The following is a 17,993-nucleotide window of genomic DNA, read 5'->3' on the forward strand; positions in this document are numbered from 1 at the left end:
GTTATGGCCGCATTTCCTTTATTTCGAGTTGAATCATGCTGGACGAGAAATCACCCGCGCGCCGGGGCAGCACGTTGCCGCCTTCGTTGCCGCCGCGAGGCTTGTCGCGTGTGCAGGCCGCTGAATGGGCGGGGGTTAGCCCCTCGACATTCGACAAAATGGTCGCTGACGGCCAAATGCCACCCCCCAAAAGGATTAGGGGACGTGTGATTTGGGACCTCAAACAGCTTGACTGCGCTTTCACAGCACTCGACGATGACGGGGAAAACGAATGGGACAGGGACCTTCGCTGAGCATGCGTGTGGCGCTTAAGTACATTTGCGAGGACGTTGACCGTCACGGCAACGTTCGCTGTTACGTTCGCGCCCCCGGCAAGCGTAAGGTGCGCATCCGCGCCCTGCCCGGCACTCCCGAGTTCATGGAAGAATATCAGGCGGCGATTGCGACCGCTGACGAGGCGCCGCTGCGGCAGGCCGCCGAGGCAAAGCGCGGATCGTTCCGCCATCTGTGCATCCGCTACTATTCGAGCGCTGCCTACAAAGCGCTGGATGTCAGCACCCGCAATTGGCAGCGCCGCGCGCTCGACGAAATTGCGCAGGACCACGGGTCCAAGCAAGTCGCGACGATGCAGGCGCGCCACGTTCGCAAGCTTCGCGACGCGAAGGCCGAGACGCCGGCCGCCGCGAACCAGCGGCTGAAAGCGCTGCGCGCGTTGTTTTCATGGGCGAATGAGGCGGAGGAAACGACGGTCAATCCGACGATCGGAGTTAAAAAACTTAAATACCGATCGGACGGACATCACACTTGGACCGACGAGGAAATGGAGAAGTATCTTAAACGACACCCGCTCGGATCGCAGGCGCGGCTAGCTTTCGACCTACTTCGATATACAACCGGGCGCCGCGAGGATGCCCACGCTTGGGCCGACAACACGTCCGAGATGGACGCATCCACTTCCGCCAAGCGAAAAACGAGCACCGCAATCCCGTTGACATTGATATTCCGCTACACCCAACACTTGCGGAGAGCATCGCTGCGGCGAAGGTCAACGGAAAAATGACCTTTCTACTCACCGAGTTCGGAAAGCCTTTCACGGCAAATGGGTTTGGAAACAAATTCAAGGATTGGTGCCGCCAAGCCGATCTTCCCCATTGCTCAGCACACGGCATTCGCAAGGCGACGCTCACTAGGCTTGCTGAACGGGGAGCGACGCCGCACGAGATCATGGCAGTCGGTGGCCACCGATCTTTGGAAGAGGTGGAGCGTTACACCGCAAAGGCGCGCCGATCCGCCATGGCTGACTCGGCGCTGCGAAAACTTTAGAGGGGGGACACGGTGCCGCCTGTGAATTGGAAGCTCGTGGCTTCCTCCGACGATCTCAATGAAGGGCCTCAAATCTGCATCAGGCGACTCCGGCAACTCAACGCAATTGTCCAGGGCCATGAGAATGCTGAGCTTTGGCCACTCGCGTTAGTGAACGTCGCCACATGTTTAGAGTGGTTCGCTCGTTCGCTGATAAAGCATCTGATCGATTACTCAGCAGACCGGATCAATCCCGATGCGAAGCTGCTGCGAGAACTCAAGATCAACTACAGCTTGATCCTGCAGGCTCATGTGGATCGATTTTCCATTGGTGACATCGTCGCGATGAGCCGAAACTTTTCGTCATTTGATGAGATCGACGGCACACTGAACGATCTAACCAAGGAGGCGAGGCTATCTGTCTTAGCGCGCGTTCAATTGTCGTGGGCTGATCTGATGAAGAAAGCTTTCCAGAGGGGAGCTTTGTCGCAGCGGATCATTGAAGTGCAGCTGAACGCGTTGTTCAAGAAGCGCAGCGAGTTGGTGCACGGCTCGCCGCGCCACTTGGCGTACGATGACCAATTGAGTGCGTTAGTTTCGAAGCGGGAGGTGTCGCTCTTTATTCACGCTGCAATCGAATACATGAGGCATGTTTCGTCGTCGCTCGCGATGTTTATTCCTGAACTCCGCGCGAAATCAACGTACGACAACAATGTGAACCAGCGAAGCCGGCTCGAAAACAGCGAAAAGGCGATCACTAGACTGGAGCAAGCTATCGAAACCCGCTTAGCGGCCGACCCTGTCCATCTCGATCACTTCCGTAAAGCTCAACGATCTTGGCGTGCTTGGCGCAATCGCGAGGCGAACTTTCAAACTACCGCCTTGTGGGGTCCTGCGGGCTCCGGGCGGCCAGTTATACTGATGGGCCGAGAAACGTCGATCAACATGGATAGACTGCGGAGTCTCGAAAGTTACCTCCGCGAAATCATTTGACCCGACTGCGCTCGGTTCAAAAGATGAACAATGGCTGTCCCACCTGATTTCCGAGTGGGACGAAAATCTGAAAAAAACCCAGCTATATCAAGGGCTGAAAAACACAATGGCGCTCCCTAGGGGAATCGAACCCCTGTTTCAGCCTTGAGAGGGCCGCGTCCTAACCGCTAGACGAAGGGAGCGTGAGGGGTACGACATAGCCGCGAATTTTGCCGGCGGCAAGGTGAGATTGGGGGTTTCAAAGGTCCTCTCTCGGCCGTCGTCCTGGCGAAAGCCAGGACCCATTACCCCAAATGGTCGTGTTTGAATGAAATCGCGGCCACGATCTCATTCACGCAACTGGATTCGGTGGCTATGGGTCCTGGCTTTCGCCGGGACGACGATGGAGGCTGGCATCCGGGCCGCCTCACGGCTCATTGGCAAATTTCAGCTTTCCGGCCGGCTTCAATGTGTGGGCATCGAAGGTGCGGATCTCGATCACGCCGCCCACGTCCAGCGTGACCACGACGCGGTCGCCGGCCACGCCAGTTGCGACGATCTTGGCGCCCTTCGGCAGGGTGGCGGTGACGTCGCTGACCACCTCGACCGCCCTTCCCTCGGACTTGAAAAGGCGGTAGCCCACCGCGATCAGGACGGCGCAGATCGCCAGCGCCGTGGTCAACCCCGCGATCAACATCATCCGCCGCACCCGCGCGAACAGCGCGGCCTGCTCGGGGGTCGGTTCGGGAATAGCGGTATCAGACGTCGTCATGGACAATTTTGGCTCTGCGCAAAGGTTGGAGGTCGTGGTCGCCGGCGACGAGGGCTCGGCCCGGCTCGACCGCGTGCTGGCGGCGCACCTCACCGACCTGTCGCGATCGAGGCTGAAAGCCCTGATTTTGGCGGGCGCAGTGAGTTTGAAGGCTTCCGCGGTCCGCGACCCCGCTTATCACGTCGCATCCGGCGATACGATCACAATCGACGTGCCCGAGGCGGCGCCGGCGGAACCGAAGGGTGAGGATATCGCCCTCGACATCGTGTTCGAGGACGACGACATCATCGTCATCAACAAGCCCAAGGGCCTGGTCGTGCACCCCGCGGCCGGCCACGAGAGCGGCACGCTGGTGAACGCGTTGATCGCCCATTGCGGCGCTTCGCTCTCGGGCATCGGCGGGGTGCGCCGGCCCGGCATCGTGCACCGGCTCGACAAGGACACCACGGGGCTGATGGTGGTGGCCAAGAACGACCTCGCCCATGCCTCGCTGTCAGAGCAATTCGCCGACCACGGCCGCACCGGCGAGATGCGGCGTGGCTATATGGCCTTTGCCTGGGGCGTTCCGAACCGGCATCGCGGCACGGTGGATGCGCCGATCGACCGCCATCCGCATGCCCGCGAGAAGATGGCGGTACGCCAGGGCGGCCGCGAGGCGGTGACGCATTGGGAAATCCTGGAGAGTTTTGATGGGCGCGACGGCAAGGGCGTCGCCGCCCTGCTCGCCTGCGAACTCGAGACCGGGCGCACCCACCAGATCCGCGTCCACCTCGCCCATATCGGCCATCCCCTGCTCGGGGACGCCGTCTATGGCCCGCATTTCAAGACCAAGGCGAACCAGCTCGGGCCTCAGTCGCAGGCCGCTTTGGCGGCGTTGGGGCGGCAGGCCTTACATGCATACCTGCTGGTATTGCAGCACCCAAGGACGGGAGAACTTCTGCACTGGGAGGCGCCCCTGCCGGAGGATTTGCTTCTCCTCGAAAGCTGCCTGAAAGCGGCGCTATGACGCAGCCATTTTAAGAAAAGCGTTACATTACAAAAAGTTATAGCTGCCACACGGGGACGTGACGTCAGCAATCCTTCCCTTTTGACCCCCGATGGGGTATATTGCGCCTGTGTTGGAAATGACCAACGCGGAACATCGCAGCCCGGCCGGCTTTGACACAGCGGTCGTCTGCCTGGCCCGCCGCTATCGGGGGCCTGAACCTTTTGGAGGGCGCACTATGGCCCGTACCGCTACGTTGCCGGTCCTCAATGGAGAATCCGGCCTTTCCCGTTACCTCGCCGAGATTCGCAAGTTTCCGATGCTGGAACCCCAGCAGGAATACATGCTCGCCAAGCGTTGGCGCGAGCATGATGATCGCGACGCGGCGCACCAACTCGTCACCAGCCATCTCCGCCTCGTGGCCAAGATTGCCATGGGCTATCGCGGCTACGGCCTGCCGATCTCCGAGGTCGTCTCGGAAGGCAATGTCGGCCTGATGCAGGCGGTGAAGCGATTCGAACCCGAGAAGGGGTTCCGTCTCGCCACCTATGCGATGTGGTGGATCAAGGCGTCGATTCAAGAGTACATTCTGCGTTCCTGGTCGCTCGTGAAGATGGGCACCACCGCGAACCAGAAGAAGCTGTTCTTCAACCTGCGCAAGGCGAAGAGCAAAATCAACGCGCTGGACGAAGGCGATCTCCGCCCCGACCAGGTCGCGACCATTGCCAAGCGGCTGGGCGTGACCGACCAGGACGTGATCGACATGAACCGCCGCCTCGGCGGCGACGCCTCGCTCAACGCGCCGATCCGCGACGACGGCGAAGCCGGCGAATGGCAGGACTGGCTGGTCGACAATACGCCGAACCAGGAAGCCCTGATGGCGGAGCACGAGGAGTATGATCACCGCCGTGACGCGCTGAACGGCGCCATGGGCGTGCTCAACCCGCGCGAACGCCGCATCTTCGAGGCCCGCCGCCTCGCCGATGAGCCGATGACGCTGGAAGACCTTGCCGCCGAGTTCGGCGTGTCGCGCGAGCGCGTCCGCCAGATCGAGGTCCGCGCCTTCGAGAAGGTGCAGTCCGCGGTCAAGGGCACGATCGCAAGACAGGAACAAGCCGCGCTGGAAGCCGCGCACTGAGCGGCATTACGGCGCCAGAGAGATTGGCGGATCGAAGTGAGACAAAAGCCGGCGGCAACGCCGGCTTTTTGTTGGATCGATGCATCGTTTGAGCGATGCGCAAACGTCGCCGAAATGATGCGAAGCACAGCCCCACACTCGGTGTCATGCCCCGGCTTGACCGGGGCATCCAGTACGCCGCAGCGCCAATAGCAAGAGCGAGATCTTGAACGCACGCCTCTGGAATACTGGATCGCCCGGTTGAACCGGGCGATGACAGCGGCGAGTGAGATGGCCATCACATTTCCCTCTCCCTAAGCCCGACGTAGAACCATGCCTGCCTTGAACCCGCGTTGCCGGTCAGCCGACCCAAAACTGTCGGACCGACAGCATCGATTGGACGGACACCGTGTCGATCATCCTGCAATCCACCGTCGGCGGCTTCGAAGCCCAGTTCATGCGCAAGCTGCCGCTGGTCGAGCGGGCGATGCGCGAGCACGGGCTCGAGCCGTCGGAGTTCGTGATCTCGAAGGATTATGCGGGCACAGCGACGATCCCGCTCATGGGCCCGTTCTTCTATAGTTACAGCGTGTTCTTCGGCGAGGAGCAATTCACCGTCACCGAGCCGAACGACATGGTGTTTCTGGATTACTTCTTCAAACGCGTGCTGGCCGTCGATGATCCGCCGGAGCTGCCGCGGCGGCCTAGTTTGATCCGGCGGTTTTTCGGCTGGATGTCGCAGGCGGTTTAGCTGGCTCCCGTCATTCCGGGGCGCGCCTCTTGGCGCGAGCCCGGAATCCATCAGGCCGCAGAGTTGGTGGATGAATCGATTCCGGGCTCGCGCTGCGCGCGCCCCGGAATGACAGGCAACCCTACTCCCCCAAACCCGCGCCAGCGTGGCGAGCCAGCAGCCTTCGCAATAGCGGGCATCCTTGTAGTCGATCCAGTTGTGCGCATAGACGTGGTCGAGCGTGATGCCGTAGCGCGCGCGCAGCACCTTGACGAGGATCTTCCAGGCCGCGACCTGCGCCTCGGTCGGGCCGGCCGCGACGTCGGGATAATTGCCGGCGAACTCGACGCCGATCGAATTGTCGCGCACGACCTGGCGATAGGTCGGCCTGTTGTCGATGTATTTGTTGTCGTTGCGGTTGGCGCCGTCGCCATGGGACGGCACCAAATTCTCCGCCACCGCCCAATAGACCGTGCCGTCGGTCTCGACCCACACCGTGACGCCGCGACGGGTTGGGTTCTTCGCCTGCGCCAGCGCGCCGCCGCGCGCCGATCCCGCCGGTCCTTCGGTCTGGTGCACGATGATGTTGCGCCAGGGGTTTGCGCTGCCGACGTCGCCCCATGGCGCCAGCCACACGATCTTCAGGCCGGGAATGTCGGGCGTACCGGAGGCGCGCGCGAATTTTTCCAGTTCGGCGTCCTCAGCGGTGGCGGGGGCTGTCAGAAACAGAGCGGCGAGAACGGCCGCGAACAGGCGAGACATCATGATGCGGATCCAATGCGGACCGTGATGTAGCACGCCTCTACGCGAAGTTGCGCACGGGCTCGCCGGGACCGACCGGCTCGGGCGAGAGCGGCGGCGCCGGATCGTAGACGGCAAAATCGTTCTTGCCGTTTTTCTTGGCGGCGTAGAGGGCGTGGTCGGCATGCGCGATCAGGCGGTCCGGGAATTGGCCGATGCCGCGGTCCCACTGCGCGACTCCGATCGAGATCGCGATCGGGATGTCGCCGCCGGTGCAGGTCGCGGCGTCCTGACGGCAGACCTCGAGCACGCGGCGGGCGATCGCGGCGGCCTCGCGCAGCGACGACGACGGCAGCACGATGCAGAACTCGTCGCCGCCGGTGCGGGCGAGCATGTCGCCGGGCCGCAACCGCGTCTGCGCCATCAAGGTGAAGTGCCGCAGGCAGGCGTCGCCGGCGGCATGGCCATGGGTGTCGTTGATGGTCTTGAAGCCGTCGAGATCGATCACCAGCAGCGAGAACGGCGCGCCGCCGCGCTCCGAGCGGGCGCATTCCTCGGTCAGGCGCTGCAGCAGATGCCGCCGGTTGGCGACGCCGGTAAGATCGTCGAGCAGCGCGAGGTCGGCAACCTCGTTGCGCAAGCTGTCCATCGCCATCAGCAGGAAACCGAAATTCAGCGTCATCGACAGGAACAGCAGCCCCAGCACGATCACGGCATGGGCCTGACCACCGGCGCGCGCCGACAGATCATGGCCGAGCAGATTGCCCACCGTGCGCACGAGCAGGATCGCGATGATGGTGAGGATGACGATGCCGGATAGCCGCGCGCCCGGGCTGACGCGCCCCTCCGGCGACAGCAACAGACGCAGCGCCAGCACCAGCGGCAGGGCCTGGCCGAGCGTGTAGCTGAGCATGCGCAGTTGCATGTGCTCGAAGCCGACCATGAAGACCACGACGCCGCCGAGGCTCAAGCCTCCCGTTGCGGTCATGAGGCGCCAGGAGACCGGCCGATCATAGAAGCGCTGAATGCCCATGGCGGCAAGGCAGCTCGCGGCAATGACGCCGCCAGCGCCGAGCAGAAGCGGCAGGGGAGAGGCGACGAACAGACGGATCAGGGCCGTCATCGCCCCAGCCGCGCCGACGAAGGACGAAGCCATCCAGAACCGCGCTGCTGCGAATTTCGGATAGGAGCGCGTCACGTAGGCCCAGATCACGCCGAGCGCCAGGAAGTTGACGACGAAGACCATCCACAATGTCGGTACGTTCAGCATGGCGCGTGCGGCACACGCAGCGTCGCGCCCCCCGTCCCCGGCAGCCGTCCGTCCATCACCCATCCCCGTTTTCTTGCGGGGAACAATGCGGCGGTTGCGCTTAACGGAGTTCTCACTGCGATCCCCGAAAACGCGCCTTTGGTTTTGGATTCATGAACGGCGCGCGGCTGTTGTCGGATCGTTAAGCCTGTCGCCGGCGATGCCGCGCTGGCGCGGCGATGCGGATTCGCGCACCAAAATCACCTGAAAATGCATCTGAGCTGTGGATAACAGGATGACACGGATGTGACGGCGCGGGGCAGAGACCTGCGAATCTGCTGAGCTTATCGCCGAGGATGTTGCGAGGCTGGCCCTCCGCCGAGCATCCCTCGTGTCGCGTTCCACCATTAACCCCTAAGAGGATACTATGGCTAAGAAAGCGAAGAAGGCGGCGAAGAAGAAGGCGAAGAAGGCCAAGAAGGCGAAGAAGAAGTAACGCGGCTTCTTTTCTTTGCCCGGGTGGAGCCTCGCTCCGCCCGGGCGTCGGGAAGGGTCGAGACGAAGTGAAGGTGGCGGGCGCAAGGCCCGCTTTTTTATTTGCGCGTTGCCGGGCTCCGCTCTTTCACTCCCTCTCCCCGTTCTTACGGGGAGAGGGTGGGGTGAGGGGCCTCTCCGCGCATGAGATATCCGTGAGACCTGTACCCCCTCACCCGCATCCCATCTACGATGGGATGCGACCTCTCCCGCAAGCGGGGAGAGGTGAAGGGAAGTCTACCTCTCCGCAAACGCGAGCTTCGGCGCCGAGCGCGGCAAAGCCGGCGGCAAAGCTGCGGCGCAGCCAGGCCATGACGCGGGGCCGGGAGATGACGCGCTCGCGCACCGAGGCGGCGCAGAGGCCATAGACGACGAACACCGCAAAGGTCATCGCCATGAAGGCGCCGCTCAATTCCAGCATCCGCGCCAGCACATGGGCCTCATCCAGCGCGATGAACTGCGGCAGGAAGGCGAGGAAGAAGATCGACAGTTTGGGATTGAGGATGTTGATCAGGAAGCCGGTGACGATGACGCGGCCGATCGACCGCTCCGCGATCTTGCCCTCGACCGCGAGCTCGCCTCGCTCGCGCAGCGCCTGCCAGGACATGTAGAGCAGATAGGCGACGCCGCACCATTTCAGCGCGGCGAAGGCGAGCGCGCTGGTGTGAAGCACCGCGGCAAGGCCGAGCATCGCCGCCATCATGTGTGGCACGATGCCCAGCGTGCAGCCGAAGGCCGCGGCGACGCTGGCGCGCGAGCCGCGGGTGAGCGCCGCGGCGAGCGTGTAGAGCACACCGGTGCCGGGCGAAGCGACGACGATGAGCGAGGTGAGCAGGAAGGACCAGGTCATTGGGCCGACCTTATCAGCTCGCGACGAGAAAGCGAGCCTGCGGAATAGCCGTCAGGACAGCTGCGCGATCTCGGCCTCGCGCAGCACGTCGAGCGGTGCCCAGGGTTTTGCCCAGAATTTTGCGCCGGCAGGCAAGGGCTGCTTCAAGGGACGGCCGGAGGTGACGACGACGTCGAGCTTGGGATTGCGCTCCTTGGCGACATGCGCGAGCTCGACCCCGTTCATGCTTCCGGCGAGCTGGACGTCGGTCAGCATCAGGCAAAGCGCGCCGGCGTTCTGGTCGAGGACGCGTTCGGCGTCCTCGGCGCTCTCGCACTGGATGACCTGGTAGCCGCTCTCTTCGAGAAGAAGACTCAGCATCTCCCGCTGCATGACGTCGTCTTCAACGATCAGCGCTGTTGCACGAAATGGTTGCGCCTGTCCCATCAGCGGCTCCCAATATTTGCTCACGTAACACATGTTAAAGGTCCAACTCGGCCATTGTTCAGTTCCATTCTGAAAAAATGTAAATCATGGTTCCCGCCCTCAGTGCGTGACTGGGAACCTCATGACTGGGATTCGCAGGCCGGCCATCATGAGAGCGGCAAGCGGCATCGGCCGTACGGTTAGCCATTGAGCTTGCGCAGCGCGGCTGTGACCTCCGTTGCAGCGGAGGCTGGAGAAGATGGCGAAAGGCAAGTAGTCGCTTGGTACGACAGCGGCACGACATCCTCCGCCGTCGTCCTGGCCTAGTGCGCAATTGCGCACGGGAGCCAGGACCCATAGCCACCGAATCCTATTTGACGAAGGCTGGCAGTTACTCAGCCAATGCAAGTGAATGCCAGTCGTCGCCAAACTCCTCCCTGGGGTAATGGGTCCTGGCCTTCGCCAGGACGACGATGGGGGAGAGATCGCGCGCGACTCTCAACCGTCATTGCGAGGAGCTCTTGCGACGAAGCAATCCAGGCTGTCTCCGCGGCGAGATTCTGGATTGCTTCCGCCTTCACCAAAGGCTTCGGCGGACAAGTCGCTTCGCTCGCAATGACGACCGCGGCTGTCGCCCCTCACTGCCCCATCAAACGATCCGCGAAATACCCGATGGTCTTCCTATAGACCACCGCCCTGTTCCACTCGCGCATCGCTTCGAAATTGGCGGTGCCTTCGCCATAGGGCTGGCCCATCTTGAAGCCGCTGGTGTGGAGCAGGTTCGCGGTCGAGGCGAGCACGTCGGCGACGCTGTGGCGGAGGTCGACATGGCCGTCGCCGTCGAAATCGACGCCGTATTTGATGTAGGACGACGGCAGGAACTGGGTCTGGCCGATCTCGCCGGCATAGGCGCCGATGAGGTCGCGCAGCGGCAGGTCGCCGCGCTGCACGATTTTGAGCGCGGCGAGCAGCTCGCCCTGGAACAGATCGGTGCGGCGGCAGTCATGCGCGAGCGTCGCCAGCGTCTTGATCACCGGCAGCTTGCCGGTGTCGCCCTTGCCGAAATCGCTCTCCAGTCCCCAGATTGCGACCAGGATATAGCGCGGCACGCCGAACTGCTGCTCGATGCGCGACAGCAGCGCGGCATGACGCTGGAGCAGCGCCCGCCCGCCGTTGATGCGGCCAGGGCCGACGCGGGTCGAGACATACTGCTCAAAACTCTTATTGAAGGTGTGACGCTGGCGGCGGTCGAAGGCGAGCACGGCGCCATCGGGGGTCACACCGCTGAGCGCCGCATTGGTCACGCTTGCCGAGACGCCGGCTCCTTGCGCTTCTGACGCCATGGTTGCGACAAAGCTGTTGAAGTCGCCGCCGCAGCGCGCGGCCTGCGCCGACCCGGCCAGACAAACGACGAACGCGGCGGCGAGAAGCAGTCTCGGCATGTGGAGCAATCCCCCCCAAAATCCTGGCGTGAAGCGGCGCGGATCATGCCCGGGAAAGCGGGAACCGTCAAAGCGGCGCGCTTGATCCGCATCAACGTATCTCGCGCCCTGCTTTCTAGATTGCAGCGAACAGGAGAGCCGCCCAGGAGACCAGCCAATGACCGGAATTACCTTGACCGCCGAGCAGATCCGCAATGCCCCCGCACCAGTGCAGCAATGGATCGAGCAGGAGGTAATCGCCGCGCTCGGCCTCGCGCCGCGGACGCCGGCCGCCGCCCCGCCGCAGGCCGCCCATCTCGTCGCCTGTAGCGTGGAGGACATGGCCAGCGTGCTCGAGCACATCCGCGGCGTATTTCCCGCGGTGAACGTGCTGTTCGAGCTCGGCCGTCCCGGCATCAGCTTCGGCCAGCCCGCGGTGATCATGGTCCGCCTGATGGACATCCTGCACCACACGCGACTTCAGGACGTTGGCCAGGTCATAACCTGCCTGGAGATGATCAACCAGGCGCTGACCGAGGTGAAGAAGGATCCGTCGGTGCGGTTTTGCGATTTCGACAATGAGGGCCACTGCCTGATCGCACCGCAGACGCAAGTGAGCATCGCAACGCTGTGGCAGACCATGATGGAGCGCCAGCAGGCGGCGCAGGAGCGCGAGGCCGACAGCCGGGTTGCGCCGGCGGCGTGAGATAAAGGGCGGCGCACACCCCGGTCATTTCGGGGCGCGTCGCAAGGACGAACGAGAAACTAGCCGCTATGATGCCCATGGTCGGACGGCGCGTTCGGCTTCTGCGTCAAGTGCCCGTGAGGCAATCACCCATGTCCCACCGCCAGCGGCCTCCTCGTCCAGCTCGCCGCGCCCTCCTCCGCATCCCCCTCTTCCGCCTGCTCGCCATCAACCTCGCGATCGGCGCCTGCGCTGCGGCGCTGCTCGTCGGCGGACTGCTCTGGCTCAATCCCGGACATCTGCGCGAGCTGATCTTCGCCGACCGTTCGCCCGGCATCGCGCTTGCGCTGCTGCTCGCGTGCTTCCTCATCACCTTCGGCTCCGCCGCGATGGGCAGCGCGATCATGGCGCAGGGTCGCAAGGAAGAGCGCAGCGGGCATGACCGCGGACACGGATCGCGGCTCGCCGCGCAGGAACTTGTGCCGCGCAGGCGCACACCTTGAGATATGCGCAGGTGATGGAACTCGCTTTTGCACATCGGATCACACCACCTGCACACGTGGGAAGGCGTGCAGGCCGGCGCGCTTTGCTACAAAGCGTGCCAGCCGCGCTGCCTTGCGATGGCAGGCAAGATGAACAAAAGTGATGATCCAAGCAATTGTTGCGACGCGCATCAAAACCGCATGCCACGACCAGCGCATATCTGATCCGCCCGCTGCGACATCAACGCCGCAATGATTTGCCTTGCCATCGCGTGGCGCGTTCTATAGAATTCTATTTTAGGTTGTCGCCCCGCCAGCCCCGGGCGACACTGAAGACCAAATGAACGGCGGGCTTTTCGGCCCGCCGTTTATTGAGGCTGAGGGTTTCCTCGAAGCCACCGCAGCAGGCGCCTGGCGCTGCTCGTCGATATGCAATCGCGGTCAAGCCAAGCCCGCTTCTGACCAGTCCAGAACGTGATGGTTTGCTCGACTGTCCGTGATTCACCTCTCCCCGACGGGGAGAGGTCGGATTTGCCATGGCGCGCAATTGAGCGCCTGAGCAATCCGGGTGAGGAGCCACGGCATTCCGCGAGACCAGAAGCCTTCACTCGGGATCGCATCTGTCGACAGCCGCCGAAGTCATTTGACTGCGGCCCCCTGATCGACGACAAGCCGCCATGGCAAAAAAACCCGGAACCAATCCCAAAGGCGAGTTCGCCTTTTTCAACGTCGTCTATGAAGACGGCTCACAACGCTCCAATCGCCGCGTGCCCGCTGAGTTGCTCGGCGGCCTCGACGGCGACGAGCCTGCGCGCGGCTTCATCATCGAGCAGGACCGCGAGATCGCGGAAAAGTCCGGTCGTCCCGCGCTCGAGATCAAGCGGATCGAGCGGGTGGGGGCGAAGAAGAAGTAGGCCTTCAGCTTCTCCACGTCATTGCGAGCGCAGCGAAGCAATCCAGAAATGCCTCTGCGGAAAAACTCTGGATTGCTTCGCTGCGCTCGCAATGACGACAAAACAAAAACGGCGGGCCAACGCCCGCCGTTTTGCTTTGGATCGCTGCCTACGATCAATTATCCAAGAAGCTCCGCAGCTTCCGCGACCGCGACGGATGCTTCAGCTTGCGCAGCGCCTTCGCTTCGATCTGGCGGATGCGTTCGCGCGTCACCGAGAACTGCTGGCCGACTTCTTCCAGCGTGTGGTCGGTGTTCATGCCGATGCCGAAGCGCATGCGCAGGACGCGCTCTTCGCGCGGGGTGAGCGAGGCCAGCACGCGCGTGGTGGTCTCGCGCAGGTTGGACTGGATCGCGGCGTCGATCGGGAGGATCGCGTTCTTGTCCTCGATGAAATCGCCGAGGTGTGAATCCTCTTCGTCACCGACCGGCGTCTCCAACGACAGCGGCTCCTTGGCGATCTTGAGGACCTTGCGGACCTTCTCCAGGGGCATGCCAAGCTTCTCGGCCAGCTCTTCCGGGGTCGGCTCGCGGCCGATCTCGTTGAGCATCTGGCGGGACGTGCGCACGATCTTGTTGATCGTCTCGATCATGTGCACTGGGATACGGATGGTGCGCGCCTGGTCGGCGATCGAGCGCGTGATCGCCTGCCGGATCCACCACGTGGCGTAGGTCGAGAACTTGTAGCCGCGGCGATACTCGAACTTGTCGACCGCCTTCATCAGGCCGATGTTGCCTTCCTGGATCAGGTCGAGGAACTGCAGGCCGCGGTTGGTGTATTTCTTCGCGATCGAGATCACGAGACGGAGGTTGGCTTCCACCATCTCCTTCTTGGCCTGACGTGCTTCGCGCTCGCCCTTCTGCACGGAGTGCACGATCTTGCGGAACTCGACGATCTCGAGGCCGGTCAGCGCGGCGAGCTGATGCACCTCGTGACGGAGGTCCTTGATGCGGTCCTTCTCGTGGTGAACAAAATTCTTCCAGCCCTTGGCCGACAGTTTTGAGACACGATTGAGCCAGCGCGGGTCCAATTCAGAACCGGTGTAGTTGCGCAAAAAGTCTTCGCGCGCGACGCCGTGGCTGTCGGCAAGGCGCATCAGGCGGCCCTCGTGCGAGACGAGGCGCTTGTTGATGTCGTAGAGCTGCTCGACGAGCGAGTCGATGCGGGCCTGGTTCAGGCGCAGCGACTTCACTTCGACGATGATCTCGTCCTTCAGCTTCTTGTACTTGCGCTCCTGGTGCGGTGAGCAACTCGTTCTGGAGCTGGTTCTGGATGTCCTGCTCCTGAAGCTTGCGCAGCTTCTTGTAGCTGTCGGCGATCTTGTCGAAGATCTCGACCACCTTCGGCTTGAGCTCGGCCTCGATCGCCGCGAGCGACATCTGGTTCTCGAACTCGTCGTCGTCCATGTCGGCTTCGGCGGCGGCCTCGCCCGGATCCTTCTCCTCGCCGGCCTCAGTGCCAGCGGCGGCCGGTGCGGCGCGGAACGGGGTCGGCGACGGGGCGCAGCGGGCGGGGCGACATGCGCGGGGGCAGCTGTGGACGCGGTGGCGTCGCTACCCTCAGTCGACGCTTCGCCGCCCTCGCCGTTGGGGCCGGCAATCATCGCGGTGTTCATGCCGCCCTTGGCGTCGGGGCCGGCATAAGTCGCTTCGAGATCGATGATGTCGCGGAGGAAGATCTTGCCTTCGTTGAGCTCGTCGCGCCAGATGATGATGGCCTGGAAGGTCAGCGGGCTTTCGCAGAGCCCTGCGATCATCGCCTCACGGCCGGCCTCGATGCGCTTGGCAATGGCGATTTCGCCTTCGCGGGACAGCAGCTCGACCGTGCCCATCTCGCGCAGATACATGCGCACGGGATCGTCGGTGCGCTCGCCCGGCTCGCTCTTCTTGACCTCGGTGACGGCCTTCTGGGTGACCTCGACGAGCTCGTTATCGGTCTCGTCGTCGGCCTCGTCCTTCTCGTCCTCGCCTTCGGTGTCGTCGGCTTCGGTGACGTTGATGCCCATGTCCGAGAGCATCGACATGATGTCCTCGATCTGTTCGGGCGAGGTCTGGTCGGACGGCAAGACTTCGTTGAGCTGATCGAAGGTCACGAAGCCGCGCTTCTTGGCCTGCTTGATCATCTTCTTCACGGCGGCGTCGGACAGGTCGAGCAAGGGCGAGGGCGCGTCCTGGGAGTCCTTCTCCGGCGCATCCGCTGCCTTGTCGTCTTTTTCCTTGTCCTTCGCCTGCAGCGTCTTTGCCTTGGTGGCCATCCATTGCTCCTAAACGCGCTTCAATGCAGACGGCGCGCCCCGCCTGCCTGAATTCACATGAACCTGTTGCTCGACGCTCTCGCTTCGGCAGCTCTCGACACGGAAAGGGCGGCGCACATGTCTCTCGCCACCCCCAACTTTCTCTCGCCGGATTTGCCTAACGCTTCGTGAGCCTCTTTGCCGCAGCGGATGCAGGTGTAGTGCCAACAGTGTTCGCGCGGATTCATTCCTGACGCGTCTGTTCTGCCTGCGGCCGCCTCTGGGCCAAAGTGCTACAAGACCGTTAAGCCTCGATTAACCCTGTTTTTGCCGCCAAACCCAGGATTTGGCGAGTCTTTTAGCGGTTTCGGCCGCGGCCGTCCGCATGATTCTTCATCACATGCTCTTCTGGAGCCGGCCCGACAGCTCACCAAAACCCTCGATCAGGGCCTCGGTACCGTCGACTTCGCCTATCCGAGCCTTGACGTCACGCAGCCATGCCAAATTGGCCTCGCTGGGGTCCTCCCCAAGGCCAGCTCGGCGTCTTTCAGCTCTCTAAGTAGTGAATGCCATTGCCGATGCAAGGCAACCAGCTGATGCCAGGTGGCAAGAACGTCGTCTCGCGCGGCGCCCTCGCGGGCGCCCCACACCGCCGCGGTCGTGATACCGTTCTCAACCCTTTGAAGAGTTTGAGAAAATCCGCCCTTTTCGAGGTCGCCGCGCATCTTCTCGGCCTGCTCGCCGGGGTCCGCTGAGTGGTGATGGTCGTTGGCAAAGGCGGCGATGATGCCGGCCCGGAGCTTATGGGCTTCGGGATGGGCCAGCTCCAGGGCGGCGACCTCCTCGAGGTGCTCATGCAGCAGCCAGGGGTGGTTGATCAGGCATTGCAGGATGAGGGCTTCCCGGCGGGAGATGGCGCTCCGCTGGCCGCGCATGATCGGGCTTGCCGCCAGCTGCGGGCTCGCCGCCTGGTAGGGACCCGAGGGCAGCGGCACGGGACCGGGCGGGCCGCGGCGGCCTCCACCAAATCCCTGGCCACCGAATCGATTCGCACCTCCCCCACTCCTCGGCTGGAAGGACCGGCCGGAATTGCCGCGGAAATTGCCCCGGCCACCAAAGCCGCCGCGCCCGCCCTCGGGCGCGAAGGCGCGCTGCAGCCGGTCGGCGAAGTCGTCGCGGTAATAGCGCCGCACCACCTCGTCGCGGATGCCGTTGGACAGCTCCTTGATGCGCGCCTCCAGCGCGGCGCGGCGCTCCGGCGTGGCGAAATTGCCGCCTTCGAGCTCGCGCGACCAGATCATGTCGGCGAGCGGACGCGCCGCCGCGATCACCTCCTCGATCGCGCCGCGCCCGCCCGAGCGCACGAGATCGTCGGGGTCCTGCCCTTCCGGCAGCAGCGCAAAGCGCAAGCTCTTGCCGGGTGCGAGGAAGGGCAGCGCGAGGTCGGCGGCGCGATACGCCGCCTTTTGTCCGGCGCGGTCGCCGTCGAAGCAGAGGATCGGCTCGTCCGCCATCTTCCAGAGCAGCGCGAGCTGGCTTTCGGTGAGCGCGGTGCCGAGCGGCGCGACGGCGCCTGCGAAGCCCGCGGTGACCATGGCGATGACGTCGACATAGCCTTCGACCACGATCAGCGGCGCGCCGTTGTGGGATGCGGCGCGCGCGGTCTGATGGTTGTAGAGATTGTCGCCCTTGTGGAAGAGCGGCGTCTCCGGCGAGTTCAGATATTTGGCCGGAACATCCTTCTCCAGCGCGCGCCCGCCGAAGGCGATGACGCGGCCGCGCAAGTCCGTGATCGGAAACATCACGCGGTCGCGGAAGCGGTCGTACGGCACGGGAATGTCGTCGCCGCCAATCAAGAGGCCTGTCTCGACCATGTCGTCGACGGAGACGCCGAGCTTGCCGAGATGCTCCTTCAGCGCGAAGCGGTCGGGCGAAGCATAGCCGAGGCGGAACTGCAATTGCGTTGCGGGTGAGATGGCGCGGTCGGCGAGATAGCCGCGCGCTTTCGCCCCCACGCGCGAGGCCAGCGTCTCCGCAAAGAATTTTGCCGCAAGATCCATGACGTCATGCAGCGATTTGCGCCGCTGCTCATACCGGGCCGCATCGGGCGTCACCGCCGGCAGCGGCAGGCCCGCCATGCCCGCGAGCCGCTCGACGGCCTCCGCGAACGGCACGCCGTCGGTCTCCATCACGAAGGTGATGATGTCGCCGTGCTTGCCGGAGGAGAAGTCGTGGTAAAATCCCTTCTGGTCGTTGACGTAGAAGGACGGCGTCTTCTCCTGCTGGAACGGCGACAGCCCCTTCCACTCCCGCCCCGCCTTCTTCAGCTTGACGCGCTTGCCCACGACTTCGGAGACCGAAAGCCGGGCACGAAGCTCGTCGAGGAATTGAGGCGTGAAGCGCATGGCGTGTGTGTAGCGCGAAACCGGGTGAGTCGGGCGAAAGGTTAGGGATATAGGTGCGGCTGGGCCAGAAGTCAGGTTTAAGCGGGTTATCCGGGTTATCCGCGCTGTTCACAGCCGAGCACCCAGCAGCGGCCGAAACAAAATCGTTGACTGCGGA

General features: G+C 63.2%; 14 protein-coding genes, 1 tRNA gene and 3 pseudogenes. 8 read left to right on the forward strand and 10 right to left on the reverse strand.

The window, feature by feature from the left end; genetic code table 11:
* The first annotated feature begins 295 nt into the window (after nucleotides 1-295).
* Genes ACSKB8_RS15325 through ACSKB8_RS15335 form a run of 3 tightly spaced genes read left to right on the forward strand, consistent with a single transcriptional unit; the run spans nucleotide 296 to nucleotide 2,295 of the window.
* Nucleotides 296-1,060, forward strand: a complete 765-nt coding sequence (locus tag ACSKB8_RS15325) for a hypothetical protein (protein WP_438105011.1) — start codon at nucleotides 296-298, stop codon at nucleotides 1,058-1,060.
* Nucleotides 994-1,323 carry a tyrosine-type recombinase/integrase gene (locus ACSKB8_RS15330; RefSeq protein ID WP_438110540.1) on the forward strand — a complete coding sequence of 110 codons (330 nt, stop codon included), beginning with the start codon at nucleotides 994-996 and terminating at the stop codon, nucleotides 1,321-1,323. Before ACSKB8_RS15325 ends, ACSKB8_RS15330 begins: the two co-directional genes overlap by 67 nt.
* A 12-nt stretch (nucleotides 1,324-1,335) precedes the next feature.
* The gene (locus tag ACSKB8_RS15335; protein WP_438105012.1) at nucleotides 1,336-2,295 is read left to right on the forward strand and encodes a lysozyme inhibitor LprI family protein; all 960 of its coding nucleotides are present in this window, start codon (nucleotides 1,336-1,338) and stop codon (nucleotides 2,293-2,295) included.
* Nucleotides 2,296-2,402: 107 nt separating this feature from the next.
* Here the strand turns inward: ACSKB8_RS15335 and ACSKB8_RS15340 are convergent.
* Nucleotides 2,403-2,477, reverse strand: a tRNA-Glu gene (locus ACSKB8_RS15340).
* A 224-nt stretch (nucleotides 2,478-2,701) separates the two neighbouring features.
* The gene (locus tag ACSKB8_RS15345; protein ID WP_438110542.1) at nucleotides 2,702-3,046 is read right to left on the reverse strand and encodes a hypothetical protein; all 345 of its coding nucleotides are present in this window, start codon (nucleotides 3,044-3,046) and stop codon (nucleotides 2,702-2,704) included.
* Here ACSKB8_RS15345 and ACSKB8_RS15350 point away from each other — a divergent pair.
* A complete protein-coding gene (locus tag ACSKB8_RS15350) occupies nucleotides 3,045-4,052 on the forward strand; it encodes an RluA family pseudouridine synthase (protein WP_438105013.1) in 1,008 nt (335 codons plus the stop codon). The two genes, ACSKB8_RS15345 and ACSKB8_RS15350, sit on opposite strands and share 2 nt — an antisense overlap.
* A gap of 217 nt (nucleotides 4,053-4,269) precedes the next feature.
* Nucleotides 4,270-5,169: an RNA polymerase sigma factor RpoH gene (rpoH, locus tag ACSKB8_RS15355; RefSeq protein WP_091896948.1), complete on the forward strand. Its 900-nt coding sequence runs from the start codon at nucleotides 4,270-4,272 to the stop codon at nucleotides 5,167-5,169.
* A gap of 856 nt (nucleotides 5,170-6,025) precedes the next feature.
* Here rpoH and ACSKB8_RS15360 read toward each other — a convergent pair.
* The 5 genes and pseudogenes from ACSKB8_RS15360 to ACSKB8_RS15380 all read right to left on the reverse strand — a co-directional run.
* Nucleotides 6,026-6,646: pseudogene (locus tag ACSKB8_RS15360) on the reverse strand (peptidoglycan recognition protein family protein); the annotation flags it as partial.
* 34 nt (nucleotides 6,647-6,680) lie between these two features.
* The gene (locus tag ACSKB8_RS15365; protein WP_438105015.1) at nucleotides 6,681-7,889 is read right to left on the reverse strand and encodes a GGDEF domain-containing protein; all 1,209 of its coding nucleotides are present in this window, start codon (nucleotides 7,887-7,889) and stop codon (nucleotides 6,681-6,683) included.
* A 750-nt stretch (nucleotides 7,890-8,639) separates the two neighbouring features.
* A pseudogene (locus tag ACSKB8_RS15370) lies at nucleotides 8,640-9,252 on the reverse strand (LysE family translocator).
* Nucleotides 9,253-9,303: 51 nt separating this feature from the next.
* Nucleotides 9,304-9,678, reverse strand: coding sequence for a response regulator (locus ACSKB8_RS15375; RefSeq protein ID WP_438110543.1), 375 nt, complete (start codon nucleotides 9,676-9,678; stop codon nucleotides 9,304-9,306).
* A gap of 617 nt (nucleotides 9,679-10,295) precedes the next feature.
* Nucleotides 10,296-11,099 carry a lytic murein transglycosylase gene (locus ACSKB8_RS15380; protein WP_370986233.1) on the reverse strand — a complete coding sequence of 268 codons (804 nt, stop codon included), beginning with the start codon at nucleotides 11,097-11,099 and terminating at the stop codon, nucleotides 10,296-10,298.
* A 157-nt stretch (nucleotides 11,100-11,256) separates the two neighbouring features.
* Between ACSKB8_RS15380 and ACSKB8_RS15385 the strand changes: the two genes are divergently transcribed.
* Complete coding sequence (locus ACSKB8_RS15385; RefSeq protein ID WP_438105018.1) at nucleotides 11,257-11,784, forward strand: hypothetical protein; 528 nt, start codon at nucleotides 11,257-11,259, stop codon at nucleotides 11,782-11,784.
* Between the two features lie 131 nt (nucleotides 11,785-11,915).
* Nucleotides 11,916-12,266 (forward strand): hypothetical protein, encoded by a 351-nt coding sequence (locus ACSKB8_RS15390; protein ID WP_438105019.1) that lies wholly within the window; start codon nucleotides 11,916-11,918, stop codon nucleotides 12,264-12,266.
* Between the two features lie 39 nt (nucleotides 12,267-12,305).
* Here ACSKB8_RS15390 and ACSKB8_RS15395 read toward each other — a convergent pair whose 3' ends face one another.
* Complete coding sequence (locus ACSKB8_RS15395; protein ID WP_438105021.1) at nucleotides 12,306-12,464, reverse strand: hypothetical protein; 159 nt, start codon at nucleotides 12,462-12,464, stop codon at nucleotides 12,306-12,308.
* A 458-nt stretch (nucleotides 12,465-12,922) separates the two neighbouring features.
* Here ACSKB8_RS15395 and ACSKB8_RS15400 point away from each other — a divergent pair, with 458 nt between their 5' ends.
* Nucleotides 12,923-13,159, forward strand: a complete 237-nt coding sequence (locus ACSKB8_RS15400; RefSeq protein ID WP_438105023.1) for a hypothetical protein — start codon at nucleotides 12,923-12,925, stop codon at nucleotides 13,157-13,159.
* A 154-nt stretch (nucleotides 13,160-13,313) separates the two neighbouring features.
* On the opposite strand, the gene rpoD is transcribed toward ACSKB8_RS15400, so the two are convergent.
* The gene (gene rpoD, locus ACSKB8_RS15405) at nucleotides 13,314-15,452 is read right to left on the reverse strand and encodes an RNA polymerase sigma factor RpoD (RefSeq protein ID WP_438105024.1); all 2,139 of its coding nucleotides are present in this window, start codon (nucleotides 15,450-15,452) and stop codon (nucleotides 13,314-13,316) included.
* A 375-nt stretch (nucleotides 15,453-15,827) separates the two neighbouring features.
* A pseudogene (dnaG, locus tag ACSKB8_RS15410) lies at nucleotides 15,828-17,836 on the reverse strand (DNA primase).
* Nucleotides 17,837-17,993 lie beyond the last annotated feature (157 nt).

This window comes from Bradyrhizobium sp. BR 1432, assembly GCF_051547705.1.
In the GTDB taxonomy this organism is placed as follows: domain Bacteria; phylum Pseudomonadota; class Alphaproteobacteria; order Rhizobiales; family Xanthobacteraceae; genus Bradyrhizobium; species Bradyrhizobium zhanjiangense.

Coding starts and splice junctions, on each gene's coding strand:
- ACSKB8_RS15325 (WP_438105011.1), top strand. CDS start 296: ATGCGTGTGGCGCTTAAGTACATTTGCGAGGACGTTGACCGTCACGGC.
- ACSKB8_RS15350 (WP_438105013.1), top strand. CDS start 3,045: ATGGACAATTTTGGCTCTGCGCAAAGGTTGGAGGTCGTGGTCGCCGGC.
- ACSKB8_RS15345 (WP_438110542.1), bottom strand. CDS start 3,046: ATGACGACGTCTGATACCGCTATTCCCGAACCGACCCCCGAGCAGGCC.
- rpoH (WP_091896948.1), top strand. CDS start 4,270: ATGGCCCGTACCGCTACGTTGCCGGTCCTCAATGGAGAATCCGGCCTT.
- ACSKB8_RS15365 (WP_438105015.1), bottom strand. CDS start 7,889: ATGCTGAACGTACCGACATTGTGGATGGTCTTCGTCGTCAACTTCCTG.
- ACSKB8_RS15375 (WP_438110543.1), bottom strand. CDS start 9,678: ATGGGACAGGCGCAACCATTTCGTGCAACAGCGCTGATCGTTGAAGAC.
- ACSKB8_RS15380 (WP_370986233.1), bottom strand. CDS start 11,099: ATGCCGAGACTGCTTCTCGCCGCCGCGTTCGTCGTTTGTCTGGCCGGG.
- ACSKB8_RS15385 (WP_438105018.1), top strand. CDS start 11,257: ATGACCGGAATTACCTTGACCGCCGAGCAGATCCGCAATGCCCCCGCA.
- ACSKB8_RS15390 (WP_438105019.1), top strand. CDS start 11,916: ATGTCCCACCGCCAGCGGCCTCCTCGTCCAGCTCGCCGCGCCCTCCTC.
- ACSKB8_RS15395 (WP_438105021.1), bottom strand. CDS start 12,464: ATGCGCTGGTCGTGGCATGCGGTTTTGATGCGCGTCGCAACAATTGCT.
- ACSKB8_RS15400 (WP_438105023.1), top strand. CDS start 12,923: ATGGCAAAAAAACCCGGAACCAATCCCAAAGGCGAGTTCGCCTTTTTC.
- rpoD (WP_438105024.1), bottom strand. CDS start 15,452: ATGGCCACCAAGGCAAAGACGCTGCAGGCGAAGGACAAGGAAAAAGAC.